We start from the raw sequence: 15,783 nt of genomic DNA on the forward strand, positions 1-15,783 counted from the left end.
GTAAGAGAGTAATGGCTATCGAAATTAACGTACCGGACATCGGGGCAGACGAAGTTGAAGTCACCGAAATCCTGGTAAAGGTGGGCGACAAAGTTGAAGCTGAACAGTCGCTGATCACCGTGGAAGGCGATAAAGCCTCCATGGAAGTGCCTTCGCCGCAGGCGGGCGTGGTTAAAGAGATCAAAATCTCGACCGGCGACAAAGTCGAAACCGGCTCGCTGATTATGATTTTTGACGCAGAAGGTGCCGCAGAAGCGGCGCCAGCGCCAGCCGAAGAGAAGAAAGCGGAAGCCGCTCCTGCTGCCGCTGCTGCGGTCAGCAAAGAAGTCAACGTACCGGACATCGGCGGCGACGAAGTTGAAGTCACTGAGATACTGGTCAAAGTGGGCGACACCGTAACGGCTGAGCAGTCGCTGATCACCGTTGAAGGCGACAAAGCCTCAATGGAAGTCCCGGCACCGTTCGCGGGCGTGGTGAAAGAGATCAAAATCTCCACCGGCGACAAAGTGAACACCGGTTCACTGATCATGGTGTTCGAAGCAGAAGGCGCAGCGCCGGCGGCTGCTCCAGCAGTTAAACAGGAAGCGGCTCCAGCAGCAGCACCTGCGGCTTCTGGCGCTAAAGACGTCAACGTGCCGGACATTGGTGGCGACGAAGTTGAAGTCACCGAGATCCTGGTGAAAGTGGGCGACAAAGTCGCTGCTGAGCAATCCCTGATCGTGGTTGAAGGCGACAAAGCCTCAATGGAAGTGCCTGCACCGTTCGCCGGTACCGTGAAAGAGTTGAAAGTGGCGACTGGCGATAAAGTCAGCACCGGTAAACTGATCATGGTGTTCGAAGTGGAAGGCGCGGCACCGGCTGCGGCGCCTGCGGCTAAGCAGGAAGCGGCTCCAGCGGCAGAAGCCGCGAAACCGGCAGCGGCCCCAGCAGCAGCGAAAGCGGATGCGAAAGGCGAGTTCGCTGAGAACGATGCTTACGTACACGCGACGCCGGTGATTCGTCGTCTGGCGCGCGAGTTCGGCGTTAACCTGGCGAAAGTCAAAGGCACCGGCCGTAAAGGTCGCATCCTGAAAGAAGACGTGCAGACTTACGTCAAAGACGCGGTGAAACGCGCTGAAGCGGCTCCGGCTGCAGCAGCCAGCGGCGGAAGCCTGCCAGGTCTGTTGCCTTGGCCGAAAGTGGACTTCAGCAAGTTCGGCGAAATCGAAGAAGTTGAACTGGGCCGTATCCAGAAAATCTCCGGTGCCAACCTGAGCCGTAACTGGGTGGTGATCCCGCACGTTACACACTTCGACAAAACCGATATCACCGATCTGGAAGCGTTCCGCAAACAGCAGAATGCCGAAGCAGAGAAACGCAAACTGGATGTGAAATTCACGCCAGTGGTGTTCATCATGAAAGCCGTTGCCGCTGCTCTTGAGCAGATGCCACGCTTCAACAGTTCACTGTCTGAAGATGCACAGAAACTGACGCTGAAGAAATACATCAACATCGGTGTGGCGGTTGATACGCCAAACGGTCTGGTGGTTCCGGTGTTCAAAGATGTGAACAAGAAAGGCATCACTGAACTGTCCCGCGAGCTGATGGCGATTTCCAAGAAAGCGCGTGATGGCAAGCTGACCGCCGGCGACATGCAGGGCGGTTGCTTCACTATCTCCAGCCTTGGCGGCCTGGGCACCACGCACTTCGCGCCAATCGTCAACGCGCCGGAAGTGGCTATCCTTGGTGTTTCCAAGTCAGCGATGGAACCGGTGTGGAACGGTAAAGAGTTTGAGCCGCGTCTGATGATGCCGATCTCACTCTCCTTCGACCACCGCGTGATCGACGGTGCTGATGGTGCGCGCTTTATCACCATCATCAACAACACACTGTCCGACATTCGCCGTCTGGTGATGTGAAGTTAATCAAGGCCGGCGAAAGCCGGCCTTGTTGTAAGCATTCAATGTTGCCGCGGTTGGCAGTTTGTTAACAATTCTGTAAACTCTCGCGGTGAAATGTCCCGGCGGATATAGGGCATTAGAGCTTGGGAAAAGCTTTTTCCTGACTGCCGGTAATCAAACAAGAGGTCATGATGAGTACAGAGATTAAAACTCAAGTCGTGGTACTTGGGGCAGGTCCTGCAGGTTACTCTGCAGCCTTCCGTTGCGCTGATTTAGGTCTGGAAACCGTAATCGTTGAGCGTTACAGCACCCTCGGCGGTGTTTGTCTGAACGTAGGCTGTATCCCGTCAAAAGCGCTGCTGCACGTCGCCAAAGTGATCGACGAAGCAAAAGCCCTGGAAGAGCACGGTATCGTGTTTGGCCAGCCGCAAACTGACATCGACAAAATTCGTTCGTGGAAAGAGAAGGTGATCAACCAGCTCACTGGCGGCCTCGCGGGTATGGCGAAAGGTCGTAAAGTGAAAGTGGTGACTGGCCTCGGCAAATTCACCGGTGCTAACACGCTGGTGGTCGAAGGTGAAGGTGGCGCAACCACCATTAACTTCGATAACGCGATCATCGCGGCCGGTTCTCGTCCAATCGAACTGCCATTCATTCCGCACAATGATCCGCGCGTGTGGGACTCAACCGATGCGCTGGAACTGAAAGAAGTGCCGAAGCGTCTGCTGGTTATGGGCGGCGGCATCATCGGTCTGGAAATGGCCACCGTTTATAAAGCGCTGGGTTCAGAGATCGACGTGGTTGAGATGTTCGACCAGGTGATCCCGGCTGCTGATAAAGACGTAGTGAAAGTCTTTACCAAGCGTATCAGCAAGAAATTCAACCTGATGCTGGAAACCAAAGTGACCGCTGTTGAAGCGAAAGACGACGGTATCTACGTATCGATGGAAGGTAAAAAAGCGCCAGCTGACGCACAGCGTTATGATGCGGTGCTGGTGGCGATTGGTCGCGTACCGAACGGTAAAGGCCTTGATGCGGGTAAAGCAGGCGTGGAAGTGGACGATCGCGGCTTTATCCGTGTCGACAAGCAGATGCGCACCAACGTACCGCACATCTACGCTATCGGTGACATCGTGGGTCAGCCAATGCTGGCGCACAAAGGTGTGCATGAAGGCCACGTAGCGGCGGAAGTGATCTCGGGTCTGAAGCACTACTTCGACCCGAAAGTGATCCCATCCATTGCTTACACCGAGCCAGAAGTTGCCTGGGTTGGTCTGACCGAGAAAGAAGCCAAAGAGAAAGGCATCAGCTACGAAGTGTCCACCTTCCCGTGGGCCGCTTCAGGCCGTGCTATTGCGTCTGATTGTGCAGACGGCATGACTAAACTGATCTTCGACAAAGAGACTCACCGTGTTATCGGTGGTGCGATTGTCGGCACCAACGGCGGCGAGCTGCTGGGTGAAATCGGTCTGGCGATTGAAATGGGCTGTGATGCCGAAGATATCGCTCTGACCATTCACGCGCACCCAACGCTGCATGAATCAGTTGGCCTGGCTGCCGAAGTGTTCGAAGGTAGCATCACTGACCTGCCGAACCCGAAAGCGAAAAAGAAATAAGTTCGCGCTTTGAATAAATTAACGGCTCCTTTAAGGAGCCGTTTTTTATTAGTGGTTCTATTTAAATAAACAAATAAAAAAGGCGCAAGAGCTAACACATGCGCAATGCCGGAATAGCGGGAGCGGACTCCCGCTAGTGAATTTTTACTGTTGCGCTTCGTAAGCCATAACAGCCGATAATTCAGCAGTGAATATCCGTAATCGTAATTCACAGAGTGAACTGCGATTAACCAGACACAATCCTAATAGAATGAGCCCGCTGATAATCAGCTTGCTGAATATAGACTTCATAGTCACGTTCCTCTTGATTTAGCACGAGCAAGCGACTACCCTGACATTTCTCAGGTGTTAGGGTATGATGCTTGCCCGTGCGGTTAATGAAAGTTAACTGCACGGTTTTACGCTCCACAACCTACCCCAATCTTTTCAGCTTGAAGCAAGTTGCCTCAAGCGCCCGCAGGCAGTCTACGCCAAACTTCTTTTATTTCATCTAATATTTTAAATTATTTATAATTAATGGATTTTTATATTATCTAATCATTTAAATAGATCGCGTAATGGATGTTTTTAATTAAAAATTAATTTCTGTAAGCCGATCAATAAAATGACTTGGTGGCACGGGCAGATATTTCCGGCTCGGATAGTAGAGCCAGAATCCTTCTTTTACCTGAGTGAAGTTCGCCAGTATTTCCACTAACTCAACGCGAATTAAAACTTCCCGCACCGTAGCTTCATGCAGAAAGGCAATGCCTACGCCCGCACGGGCTGCCTGTAATATCCGCTCATTACTACCCTGCAGAATGCGCAGGCTCATAACCAGAAGTTAGTGAATCAACTTACCGAGATGGCTGGAGGTTATGATGCAACAGCCGCTCAGCTAGCGTTAGCGTGGGTGCTGGCAAAAGGCGAGTTTATTGTGCCGATTCCCGGCGCCAGCAAAATCGCCCATCTGGAACAGAACTGCGCCGCCGCCGATTTAGCATTACGTCATGCGGATGTCGCCACGCTGGACGAGTGGTTTAGCGAGAAAAATATTCTGGGCGAACGCTATAACGACAGCGAATTCGTGCTGGTTGATCGTTAACACTCTTCTGCGTACATGAGAACAAGCAGGCTTTCATAGCCTGCTTTTTTATGTGATCCCGCTCAATTTGCAGATGAAGCTGCTAAAAAACGCACGAATGTTGCTTTTTTGTAAACAGATTAACAATCAGGCGAAATGCTGCTATGCTGCCCCACGCGGAACCGGGCACCTCACCCTACTGTTCGACAGCATCAAGGGGTGCACCGGAAAGCTATACAATGAGAGCGAGGAGAACGTCGTGCTAGAAGAATACCGTAAGCACGTTGCCGAGCGTGCTGCCCAGGGAATCGTACCTAAGCCGTTAGATGCTTCCCAAATGGCCGCGCTGGTTGAACTGCTGAAAAACCCGCCAGCGGGTGAAGAAGAATTCCTGACCGACCTGTTGGTCAACCGTGTCCCACCAGGTGTTGATGAAGCGGCGTACGTAAAAGCCGGTTTCCTGGCAGCTGTCACTAAGGGCGAAGCCCACTCTCCTCTGGTTACTCGCGAAAAAGCCGTTGAGCTGCTGGGCACCATGCAGGGCGGTTATAACATCCATGCGCTGATTGAAGCGTTAGAAGATGAAGCCTTAGCGCCGATTGCTGCCGAAGCCCTGTCTCACACGCTGCTGATGTTCGATAACTTCTACGATGTCGAAGAGAAAGCCAAAGCGGGTAACCCACACGCGAAAAAAATTATCCAGTCCTGGGCCGATGCCGAATGGTTCCTGAAGCGTCCAAAACTGGCTGAAAAAATTACCACCACCGTGTTCAAAGTGACCGGCGAAACCAACACCGACGACCTCTCTCCGGCGCCGGATGCATGGTCACGTCCGGATATTCCACTGCACGCGCTGGCAATGCTGAAGAACGCCCGTGAAGGCATCGAACCCGACGATGCGGGTAACATTGGCCCGATCAAACAGATCGAAGCACTGCAGACTAAAGGCTTCCCGCTAACCTACGTCGGTGACGTGGTCGGTACCGGTTCTTCGCGTAAATCCGCCACCAACTCGGTGCTGTGGTTTATGGGCGACGATATTCCTTACGTGCCGAACAAAAAGGGCGGCGGTCTGTGCCTCGGCGGTAAAATCGCTCCTATCTTCTTCAACACCATGGAAGATGCGGGCGCCTTGCCGATCGAGCTCGACGTTGATCGTCTGAACATGGGCGATGTCATTGACGTTTACCCGTACAAAGGCGAAGTGCGCAATCACGAAACCGACGAATTGTTGGCGACCTTTGAGCTGAAAACCGACGTGCTGCTGGACGAAGTCCGTGCTGGCGGTCGTATTCCGCTGATCATCGGTCGCGGCCTGACCACCAAAGCGCGCGAATCGCTGGGTCTGCCGCATAGCGATGTGTTCGTACAAGCCAAAGATGTGGCTGTTAGCACCCGCGGTTACTCGCTGGCGCAGAAAATGGTCGGCCGCGCGTGCGGCGTAGAGGGTGTCCGTCCGGGCTCATACTGCGAACCAAAAATGACCTCTGTCGGTTCTCAGGACACCACCGGTCCAATGACCCGTGATGAACTGAAAGACCTGGCGTGCCTCGGCTTCTCGGCTGACCTGGTGATGCAGTCATTCTGCCATACCGCCGCCTATCCGAAGCCGGTCGACGTGACCACGCACCATACGCTGCCAGACTTCATCATGAACCGTGGCGGCGTGTCGCTGCGTCCGGGCGATGGCGTTATCCATAGCTGGCTGAACCGTATGCTGCTGCCAGATACCGTTGGTACCGGCGGTGACTCACACACCCGTTTCCCAATCGGTATTTCCTTCCCGGCAGGTTCTGGTCTGGTGGCGTTTGCTGCTGCGACCGGTGTGATGCCGCTGGATATGCCGGAATCGGTGCTGGTGCGCTTCAAAGGCGAAATGCAGCCGGGTATCACCCTGCGCGATCTGGTACACGCCATTCCGCTGTATGCGATTAAAGCTGGCCTGCTGACCGTTGAGAAGAAAGGGAAGAAAAACATCTTCTCTGGCCGCGTGCTGGAAATCGAAGGTCTGCCGAAACTGAAAGTTGAGCAGGCATTTGAGCTGACCGATGCCTCGGCTGAGCGTTCTGCTGCCGGCTGTACCATCAAGCTGGATAAAGAGCCGATCATCGAGTATCTCAACTCGAACATCGTGCTGCTGAAGTGGATGATCTCGGAAGGCTACGGCGATCGTCGTACGCTGGAGCGCCGCATTGAAGGCATGCAGAAATGGCTGGCCGATCCGCAACTGCTGGAAGGCGATGCGGATGCTGAGTACGCGGCGGTGATCGATATCGATCTGGCCGAGATCAAAGAGCCAATTCTGTGCGCACCGAACGATCCAGACGACGCGCGTTGGTTGTCTGACGTGCAGGGCGAGAAGATTGACGAAGTGTTCATCGGTTCGTGCATGACCAACATCGGTCACTTCCGCGCGGCCGGTAAGCTGCTGGATGCCCATAAAGGCCAGCTGCCAACCCGTCTGTGGGTTGCGCCGCCAACCAAAATGGACGCCGCCCAGCTGACCGAAGAGGGCTATTACAGCGTCTTTGGTAAGAGCGGTGCGCGTATCGAGATTCCGGGCTGTTCACTGTGCATGGGTAACCAGGCGCGTGTGGCTGACGGCGCGACGGTGGTTTCCACCTCAACCCGTAACTTCCCGAACCGTCTGGGTACCGGCGCGAACGTCTTCCTGGCGTCAGCAGAGCTGGCGGCGGTCGCTTCGCTGCTTGGCAAGCTGCCAACGCCGGACGAGTATCAGCAGTTCATGCTGCAGGTTGATAAGACCGCGGCTGACACGTATCGCTACCTCAACTTTGATCAGCTGGGACAATACACTGACAAAGCCGACACAGTGATCTTCCAGACTGCCGTTTAATCGGTTATCGGGATGAACAAGGGGACGATGAAAATCGTCCCTTTTTTTATGCCCTTTTTTCCGCTGACATCTCCAGGCATAATGCGAGCGCGATCCCACTTTATTCAGCGTGCTGCGCACAAAATGCACTAACACTGTGCTGCACAGCGCGTCATCAGTATGAGGCAATCATGGAATATGAATTTCTGCGTGATTTGACCGGTCAGGTCAAAGTGCGTATGTCGATGGACCACGAAGCGGTGGGGCACTGGTTCAACGAAGAGGTCAAAGACAATCTGCCGTTGCTGGATGAAGTTGAGGCCGCCGCCCAACAGGTGAAAGGCACCATCAATCAGTGGCAGCGTGTCGGGCATGAATACACGCTGTGGCTGGATGATGAAGAGGTGATGATTCGTGCCAACCAGCTGGCGCTGGAAGATGACGGCATGGAAGAGGGCATGACTTATTACGACGAAGAGAGCCTCTCTTTCTGTGGCGTCGACGATTTTCTCGCAGTGATTGCCGCTTATCGGCTGTTTATTGCCGGTAAATAACTAAACAGTAAGGTCGCCATTGATGGCGACCCAGACGATTACCGCGCCGCGCCACTTGCCACGGAATGCGCATGCGTCACCTGTTCCTCATCGACGATAGGTTCAACTTTACCCATCAGGAACAGATAGTTAAGAATGCCAATTACCACCAGCACCGCCGAGAACACCAGCGCCCAGGTAAAGTGGCCGGTTGCGCCAACAATCGCGCCGGTAATGATCGGCCCCACCGCGCCGCCCATGTTTGAAACGGTATTCTGCAGCCCCGCCACAATCGACACGCTGTTTTGCGGTGCCACATCGCCCGGCAAGGCCCACACTTGTGATGCCGCCACGGTGGTGCCGGATTTGGCGATACACAGCAGCAGCACGGTCATAAACACCGAATCGGTGAACGGGGCAAATCCGATACACAGCGCCATCAGCAGGCCGATGGTGAGAAACAGTTTTCGTGTAGCGGTCAGCGACAGCACTTTGTTATGCACCATGCGATCCGATGCCCAACCCGCCAGCACTTCAATCACCATGCCACAGATCAGCGGCAGCGCAGCCACCATCCCCATTTTGAGGAAATCCATGCCTTTATCTTTCACCAGATAGGTCGGCAACCAGGTAATAAAGAAATAGGAGGTGTAGTTGATGGTGAAAAAGCCAATGCACATTGCCCAGATATTGCGGTAGCGCAGCAGCTTGTACCACTTCATCGGCCGCACGCTTTTGTCGCCGTGCTTTTGCGTCTGGCCATTACGGATGAAGCGCACTTCTTGCTGGCTTATCGACTTATGATCTTCCGGATTTTCAGCGTAGATAAAGTACCAGGCAATCACCCAGAACAAGCCCAGCGCACCTATTGCGAGGAAGGTCAGACGCCAGTCGAACAGGGCGATCATAAAGACGATCAGCGGCATGGCCACCGCACCACCAAATTTGGAGGCACTGTCGAACAGGCCAGAAACCGTGGCGCGTTCGCGATCCGGGAACCAGCGCGCGGTAATGCCCGCGTTGCTGGGATAGGCGGCGGCTTCACCGACGCCGAGCGCTAAACGCAGCGCCAGCAGCGATTTAAAGCCGGTCGCCAGTCCCATCGCCATGGTGGCGATCGACCACCAGCCGACGGCGATACCAAGCCCTTTTTTCTGACCGAAGCGATCGGCAAACCAGCCCGCTGGGATCTGCAACAGCGCATAAGACCAGAAGAACGCCGCCATGATGAAGCCCATCATTTCAGGATTGATATCGAGTTCTTTGATCAGATGCGGAGCCGCTGCCGAGAGAACGGTGCGGTCAATGTAGTTAATGGCGATGGCCAGCCACATCAGGCCAGCAATCCACCAACGGATACGACTCGAGCGCGCAGAGTTAGTCATAGTAATTATCCACTCGAAAAAGGTTACAGAGAAAGGTGGCGTGTTATTCCAGCCCGTTCATCACGTTGATTGGGCGTTCGCCCCGTTGTATGCACTGCACAATTTGCGTCACGCAGCGTTCACCAATCGCGCTGATCGCACCGTCGGTGTAACCGGCAATGTGCGAAGTGGGAATGAAGTTGCTGAGCGTAAACAGCGGATGCTCGGTCAGCGGTTCCTGCACAAACACGTCAGCCGCTGCTCCGGCGATCACGTCATCCAGCAGCGCCTGATAAAGATCCTGCTCATTCACTACGCCGCCGCGTGAGGCATTAATCAGGAAGGCATTTTTCTTCATGCGTTTGAGGCGCGCGGCATCAAACAGATTCTGCGTTTTGTCGGTAAGCGGCATGTGCAGAGTGATGAAATCGCTGGTTTCGGTCAGCTGATCCAGCGTGACGAAGTCGATGCCGTGTTCAGTAGCAAACGGCTCATCAGGATAAAAATCAAACGCGATCACCCGCATGTTGAAACCTCTGGCGCGCAGCGCGACCTGCTTGCCAATATTGCCCAGCCCGATGATGCCCAGTGTTTTACCGTACACGTCGGTGGCAAAAATACGCGGCCAGCTGCCCGCTCGGGTTTCGATGGCGGCTTGGGTGATCTGACGCGCGCTGTTAAGGATCAAAGCAAAGGCGAAATCAGCGACAGCATGTTTATTGGCATCCGGCACGTTGGTGACGTAAATCCCGCGTGCACGCGTAGCATCCAGATTGATGTTGTCTACACCGACGCCGTGCTTACAGACGATTTTCAGCTGCGGTGCTAACGCCAGCAGCTCTTCATTGATGTCGGTAAAAGCCACGATCAGCGCCACGGTGTCAGCCAGATGCGGCTGGAGTGCGCTCAGCGGCGCATCGGCGGGCAGCGTAATCAGCTCAAAACCGTGCTGTTGCAGCGTGGTTATCGGCGTCGCGTCATATTTTGCAAACGACGGTGAGGTACAGATGACTTTCATAATTCTTCCCGATGTTGAAAATAAATACCGTTCCCGCGGATCGCATGCATCGTAGCGGCGCAATTTATTGCGCGAAAAATCGCGCCGCTACGGCTTGTGCGGCGATTGAAATCGGCTTCACGCTGCTATGGTGATGACTCTAATTACTGCAAATACTGATTCACAATCTGGCGGATCTTCTGCTCTTCTTCGGCTGAGAAACTCACCGCGTAGCGGCTGTCACCAACCTCAAAACCAAGCAGCGTCACTGCTTTTTTCACTGCGGCGGGAGAGAAGCCGACGCTATACAGATCGGTGCGCAGACCGGTCACATTCTCTTGCGCCAGGCGCGAACCTTCGATATCGCCGGCATGGAAGCGCGCCCAAATCGCGTTGATCTCTTTAGGCGCCACGTTAGCAAGGCCAGAAATACAGGCCGAACAGCCGTCGACAAAGCCCTGATGGATCAGCGAATCCGGGCCGTTCAGCACATCAAAACTGTTGATGCCTGCAGCCGCTTGCAGAAAGCCGCTCAGGCTCTCATAGCTGCCGGCGCTGTCTTTGATGCCGATGATGTTCGGGTGTGCGGCCAGCGTGCGTACGGTTTCCGGTTGCAGCGTGTTGCCGGTGCGCGCCGGAATGTTGTAAAGGAACAGCGGCACGTCGATGGCGTCAGCCACCGCGCGATAGTGGGCAATCAGCTCTTCCTGCTTTAGCGGCACGAAATAGGGTGTGATGACCGAAACCGCATCCACGCCCAGCTTCGCCACTTGTTTCCCAAGGCGAATGGTTTCACGCGTGGAGATCTCGCCAATGTGCGCCACCACCGGCGCGCTGCCGTTCACTTCATCGACGCAGGTCTGCGTCACCGCCAGCTTCTCCTGTTCGTTCAGCACGAAGAATTCGCCGTTGGTGCCGCCGCAGAAGATACCGTTGCCGGCGCTTAACTGGCGTTGTACCTGCTCGCGCTGGGCGGCTGGGTTGAATGCGCCGTCGCGATCGAAGGTGGTGACGATGGCGGTTAATACGCCCTGAATTTTCTTACTCATGGTGTCCTCAATAATCCTTAGTAATTCAAAGCCGGAAACAGCGTCAGATAGACGTTTCGTACGTCATCGGCGCCCACTTTCATCGGTACATTCTTCATCAGGCGCTGCACGTCGAGCGCGGCTTCCACCAGATACGGCAGATGATCCGGGCCGATACCCAGCTCTTCCAGGCTGGCGGGCAGCTTCAGGCGCTTCACCAGTGCGGCAAAATACGCCACCAGCGCGTGGGATTTGGCTTCGTCGTCCAGCGTGATGTCGGCATCCGGCAGCAGATCGTAAACCTGAGCGAATTTGCTCACCGCCGCCGGTCGTACAAAGCGCATGCAGGGCGCGAGGAGAATGGCATTGGCGACGCCGTGCGGCAGGTGATATTTGCCGCCCAGCGGATAAGACATGGCATGTACCAGATGCGTACCGGCATGCGCAATCGATGCACCACCGTAATAAGATGCCCACAGCATATTCAGGCGCGCTTCGAGATTGTCGGGTTCGGCGATAGTGGTTTCGAGGCTGGCAAACAGCTTTTTCATGCCGATCAGCGCATAGTTATCGCTCACCGGGTTCGCCACGGTCGCGGTAAAGCACTCAATCAAATGGCACAGCGCATCGATACCGGTGGAAGAAGCGATGTGCGGTGGCATGCTGGTGGTGAGTTCTGGCACCAGCGCGACATAATCTGGCAGCATCACCGGCGTGATAATGCCGACTTTGGTCTCTTTCTCGGGAATCGCCAGAATCGCGTTAGGCGTGGCTTCCGAGCCAGTACCTGCGGTGGTCGGAATCAGTAGCGAAGTGGTGCGCGTGTGCGGCTTCTCACCAGCCAGTAACGCCTCCAGTGTCGGCGCATCTTCGACACACAGAATCGACAGCAGCTTAGCGACATCCAGTACGCTGCCACCGCCGATGCCAATCACCAGATCCACATCGGTGCTCGGCAGCGCGGCGACAATGGCCGCCACATCGTGCTGGCTAGGCTCTGGCGGCACCGTGTTGACGATGCTCAGGCTGACAATCTGCTGCGTGAGCTGGGCGATCAGCTTTTGTACCGCCGGAATGCCTTCAATATTCTTATCGGTCACCAGCAGCGCTTTGTCTTTACCTTGCAGTAAATAGCTGAGGTCATTAAGCGCCTGAAAGCCACTGATCACGGTGCTGTTGATATTCATCTCTTACCCTTACGTTTTTGCGCGGAATGATTGATTTTGCTCAGTCGGCGCGAGTTCCATCACTGCAGTGCCTAATTTTATAGGGCAAATTGATTTCGATTAATTTGATCTTGCTCACATATAATCAATCATGATTGATTATAATCATTGCGACCCGGCAGCGGCCGGAAGAGGAGAGAGCATGACTTCACAGCCATGGAAAACGCCAGTCTTAGTGATTGCCGATGACTTTACCGGCGCCAATGACGCGGGCAGCGGGCTGGCACAAGCCGGGGCGCGTGTGCATGTGCTGTTTGAGAGCAGCACGCCACACGACGCTGGTGCTGCCGATGTGCTGGTGATCAGCACCGATAGCCGTGCAACCAGCGCACAAGAAGCGGCCCGGCGCACGCGAGCTGCCATTGAGCAACATCAGGCCATCGCTAACGACGGTTGGTTATTTAAGAAGATCGATTCCACGCTGCGCGGCAATCCCGGCGCGGAGATCGAAGCCGCGATGCAGGCCAGCGGTAAAACATTAGCCTTAGTGGTGCCGGCAGTGCCGAAGCTGGGACGCACCACGCGTGCGGGTGAAGTGTGGATCCATCAGCAGCGTTTGATCGACAGCGAATTCGCCAGCGATCCCAAAACGCCGGTCACCAGCGGCCATGTGCTGACGCGTCTGCAGATGCAGAGCACATTGCCGGGTGAAACCCTCGATCTCGCCACGCTGCGCAGCGATCAACTGGCGCAGGTGCTGGCCAGCAAGCAAGGTTTGCTGGTGGTGGATATCGAGCAGGACGCCGACATTGCCTTGTTGATGGCCGCGGCAGCCACGCTGGAGACGCGTCCGTTGTTGGCCGGAGCGTCCGGGCTCAGCGATGCGCTCGGCGCGTTGCTGGCGGCACGTCAGTCGCGTCCGGTGCTGGCGGTGGTCGGTTCGATGAGCGCCATTGCGCAGCAGCAGATTACACGCCTCGCTAGCCAGCGTGACATCCGCATTATCGACATTGATATCCGTCAGCTGTTTGCCCAACCGGCCTGGCCGCAGGCTGAACGGTGGCAGCAAGAGATGCAGCAGGCGCTGCACGACGGCGCGCATTGCGTGGTACGCACTACCCAACATGCCGGGCAGCGTCATGAGATTGCGCAGTTGTGCCAACAGCATCAGGTTTCTCGTCAGCTATTGGGCGAACGCATCTGCCAGTTTCTCGCGCAGTTAACCCGCCGCGTGTGCCGCGAGGTGCAGCCTGCTGGGCTTTATCTCTCTGGCGGCGATGTGGCGATTGCCGTGGCACAGGCATCAGGTGCCCGCGGTTTTCAGATTCAGGGCCTTGTGGCGGGCTGCGTGCCGCACGGGGTTTTGCTTAACAGTGAATTACACCTGCCGGTGATGACCAAAGCAGGTGGCTTTGGTGATGAAAACACCCTGGTAGAAGCCATTCGTTTTATTGAGGAGAAGTCGAGTGAGTAAAATTATTGCGATTACCATGGGCGATCCGGCGGGCATCGGCCCGGAGATCATCATTAAAGCGCTGGCAGAAGGTGAGTTAGCGGGCGTGCCTGCCGTCGTGGTCGGTTGTGCTAACACGCTGCGTCGGGTGATGGGTTTACATGTCACGCCGCAGGCTGAACTGCGCGTGCTCGACCAGGTCAAGGACGCGCATTTCGCGCCCGGCATGATCAACGTAATTGATGAGCCGCTGGCGGATGCCGCCGCGCTGCAGCCTGGAGTGGTGCAGAAAGCAGCGGGTGATTTGGCCTGGCGTTGCGTTAAACGCGCCACCGAACTGGCGCTGGCTGGCGACGTGCAGGCGATCGCCACCGCACCGTTAAATAAAGAGGCGCTGCACTCAGCGGGGCATATCTATCCCGGCCACACCGAACTGCTGGCGCAACTGACCAACACCAAAAATTACGCCATGGTGCTCTATACCGATAAGCTGAAAGTGATTCACGTCACCACGCATATCGCGCTGCGTAAGTTCCTCGATACCTTAAACGGCGAGCGCATTCAAACGGTGATCGGCATGGCCGACAGCTTCCTGCGCCGCGTCGGTTTCGACCAGCCGCGCATCGCGGTGGCAGGCGTTAATCCGCATGCCGGTGAAAACGGTCTGTTTGGTGATGAAGAGATCACCATCGTCGCGCCTGCCATTAACGCCATGAAAGCGCAGGGCATTGATGTCAGTGGCCCGTGTCCGCCCGATACCGTGTTCCTGCAGTGTCAGGAAGGACAGTACGATATGGTGGTAGCGATGTACCACGATCAAGGCCATATCCCGCTGAAATTACTAGGCTTTTATGATGGTGTTAACATCACTGCGGGCCTGCCGTTTATCCGCACCTCGGCGGACCACGGCACCGCGTTTGATATCGCCTGGACAGGTAAAGCGAACTCTGCGAGCATGGCGATCTCCATTAAACTCGCGATGCAGCTTGCATAGGGAAATATGAAGGGACAAAGCCGTCTCGACCAGATTATGGATTATCTGAAGAGCCATAATTTGGTCACTGTTGAACAACTGGTGAGCGCGATTTCTGCCTCGCCAGCGACGATCCGCCGCGATCTGATCAAGCTGGATAAAGAAGGCGTTATCAGCCGCAGCCATGGCGGCGTTACGCTGAATCGCTTTATCCCCAATCAGCCGACCACGCTGGAGAAGATGCAGCGTAATCTCGCCGAGAAGCAGGCCATCGCGCAGTTTGCCGCCAGTTACGTGCAGTCGGGTGATGCGGTGGTGCTGGATGCCGGCACCACCATGCTGGAGCTGGCGCGCCAGCTGACGCACCTCAAGCTGCGGGTCATCACCGCCGATCTGCATATCGCGCTGTTTCTGTCGGAGTTTAAGCAAATCGAAACCACCATTATTGGTGGACGCATCGACGATTCCAGCCAGTCGTGCATTGGCGAACACGGTCGCCGTTTGCTGCGCAGCATCAATCCTGATATTGCCTTTGTCAGCTGCAACTCGTGGAGCATCGAACGCGGGATTACCACGCCAACCGAAGAGAAAGCCGGATTGAAGATGGATCTGCTGGCCAACGCGCGCCGCCGCGTTCTGCTGGCTGACAGCAGTAAATACGGTTCATGGTCGCTGTATTGCGCCGCGCCGATTGATAGCCTGACTGATGTGGTGACGGATGCACGTCTGGATGAAGCGGTGTGCCGCGACCTGCGCGAGCGGGGTATTGGATTGGAGTTGACGGTTTAGATTTAGGTTGAGATTGTGCTGGCTGTCCCCCATCCCGGCCTTCCCCCGCCAGCGGGGGAAGGAGACGCTGCCACATGCAACTCTC

14 protein-coding genes are annotated in these 15,783 nt (G+C 55.5%); 8 read left to right on the top strand and 6 right to left on the bottom strand.

What is annotated here, in order from left to right; genetic code table 11:
• Positions 1-11 precede the first annotated feature (11 nt).
• Together aceF and lpdA are read left to right on the top strand one after the other, a co-directional pair.
• The gene (gene aceF, locus ACYAC5_RS03680; RefSeq protein WP_462062420.1) at positions 12-1,898 is read left to right on the top strand and encodes a pyruvate dehydrogenase complex dihydrolipoyllysine-residue acetyltransferase; all 1,887 of its coding nucleotides are present in this window, start codon (positions 12-14) and stop codon (positions 1,896-1,898) included.
• Between the two features lie 173 nt (positions 1,899-2,071).
• Complete coding sequence (gene lpdA / locus ACYAC5_RS03685) at positions 2,072-3,496, top strand: dihydrolipoyl dehydrogenase (protein WP_008108560.1); 1,425 nt, start codon at positions 2,072-2,074, stop codon at positions 3,494-3,496.
• 144 nt (positions 3,497-3,640) lie between these two features.
• On the opposite strand, the gene ACYAC5_RS03690 is transcribed toward lpdA, so the two are convergent.
• Both ACYAC5_RS03690 and ACYAC5_RS03695 read right to left on the bottom strand, forming a co-directional pair.
• The gene (locus ACYAC5_RS03690; protein ID WP_137385164.1) at positions 3,641-3,787 is read right to left on the bottom strand and encodes a Hok/Gef family protein; all 147 of its coding nucleotides are present in this window, start codon (positions 3,785-3,787) and stop codon (positions 3,641-3,643) included.
• Between the two features lie 280 nt (positions 3,788-4,067).
• A complete protein-coding gene (locus ACYAC5_RS03695) occupies positions 4,068-4,310 on the bottom strand; it encodes a LysR substrate-binding domain-containing protein (protein ID WP_225614462.1) in 243 nt (80 codons plus the stop codon).
• A gap of 12 nt (positions 4,311-4,322) precedes the next feature.
• Between ACYAC5_RS03695 and ACYAC5_RS03700 the strand changes: the two genes are divergently transcribed.
• The 3 genes from ACYAC5_RS03700 (at position 4,323) to yacL (ending at position 7,949) form a co-directional block, all read left to right on the top strand.
• Positions 4,323-4,580 (top strand): aldo/keto reductase, encoded by a 258-nt coding sequence (locus ACYAC5_RS03700; protein WP_312464137.1) that lies wholly within the window; start codon positions 4,323-4,325, stop codon positions 4,578-4,580.
• 238 nt (positions 4,581-4,818) lie between these two features.
• Positions 4,819-7,416, top strand: a complete 2,598-nt coding sequence (gene acnB / locus ACYAC5_RS03705; RefSeq protein WP_101762089.1) for a bifunctional aconitate hydratase 2/2-methylisocitrate dehydratase — start codon at positions 4,819-4,821, stop codon at positions 7,414-7,416.
• 170 nt (positions 7,417-7,586) lie between these two features.
• Positions 7,587-7,949 (top strand): protein YacL, encoded by a 363-nt coding sequence (gene yacL / locus ACYAC5_RS03710; protein WP_101762088.1) that lies wholly within the window; start codon positions 7,587-7,589, stop codon positions 7,947-7,949.
• A gap of 38 nt (positions 7,950-7,987) precedes the next feature.
• Here the strand turns inward: yacL and ACYAC5_RS03715 are convergent, their stop codons facing one another.
• From ACYAC5_RS03715 to ACYAC5_RS03730, 4 genes are all read right to left on the bottom strand, one after another.
• On the bottom strand, positions 7,988-9,313 hold the full coding sequence (locus ACYAC5_RS03715; RefSeq protein WP_101762087.1) for an MFS transporter: 1,326 nt from the start codon (positions 9,311-9,313) through the stop codon (positions 7,988-7,990).
• Positions 9,314-9,356: 43 nt separating this feature from the next.
• Positions 9,357-10,310 (bottom strand): phosphoglycerate dehydrogenase, encoded by a 954-nt coding sequence (locus ACYAC5_RS03720; protein ID WP_192412378.1) that lies wholly within the window; start codon positions 10,308-10,310, stop codon positions 9,357-9,359.
• Between the two features lie 143 nt (positions 10,311-10,453).
• Positions 10,454-11,338 (bottom strand): dihydrodipicolinate synthase family protein, encoded by an 885-nt coding sequence (locus tag ACYAC5_RS03725; protein WP_192235698.1) that lies wholly within the window; start codon positions 11,336-11,338, stop codon positions 10,454-10,456.
• 17 nt (positions 11,339-11,355) lie between these two features.
• Positions 11,356-12,504: an iron-containing alcohol dehydrogenase gene (locus tag ACYAC5_RS03730; protein WP_192235696.1), complete on the bottom strand. Its 1,149-nt coding sequence runs from the start codon at positions 12,502-12,504 to the stop codon at positions 11,356-11,358.
• 181 nt (positions 12,505-12,685) lie between these two features.
• On the opposite strand from ACYAC5_RS03730, the gene dtnK reads away from it, so the two are divergent.
• The 3 genes from dtnK to ACYAC5_RS03745 are packed head-to-tail and all read left to right on the top strand — an operon-like array spanning position 12,686 to position 15,698.
• A complete protein-coding gene (gene dtnK, locus ACYAC5_RS03735; protein ID WP_192412376.1) occupies positions 12,686-13,957 on the top strand; it encodes a D-threonate kinase in 1,272 nt (423 codons plus the stop codon).
• Entirely contained in the window at positions 13,950-14,930 is a 981-nt protein-coding gene (locus ACYAC5_RS03740) for a D-threonate 4-phosphate dehydrogenase (protein ID WP_101762082.1), read from the top strand. The genes dtnK and ACYAC5_RS03740 overlap by 8 nt, the downstream gene beginning before the upstream one ends.
• A gap of 6 nt (positions 14,931-14,936) precedes the next feature.
• Complete coding sequence (locus ACYAC5_RS03745) at positions 14,937-15,698, top strand: DeoR/GlpR family DNA-binding transcription regulator (protein WP_101762081.1); 762 nt, start codon at positions 14,937-14,939, stop codon at positions 15,696-15,698.
• The last annotated feature ends 85 nt before the right edge of the window (positions 15,699-15,783 follow it).

It is taken from the genome of Pantoea sp. y20 (assembly GCF_054903455.1).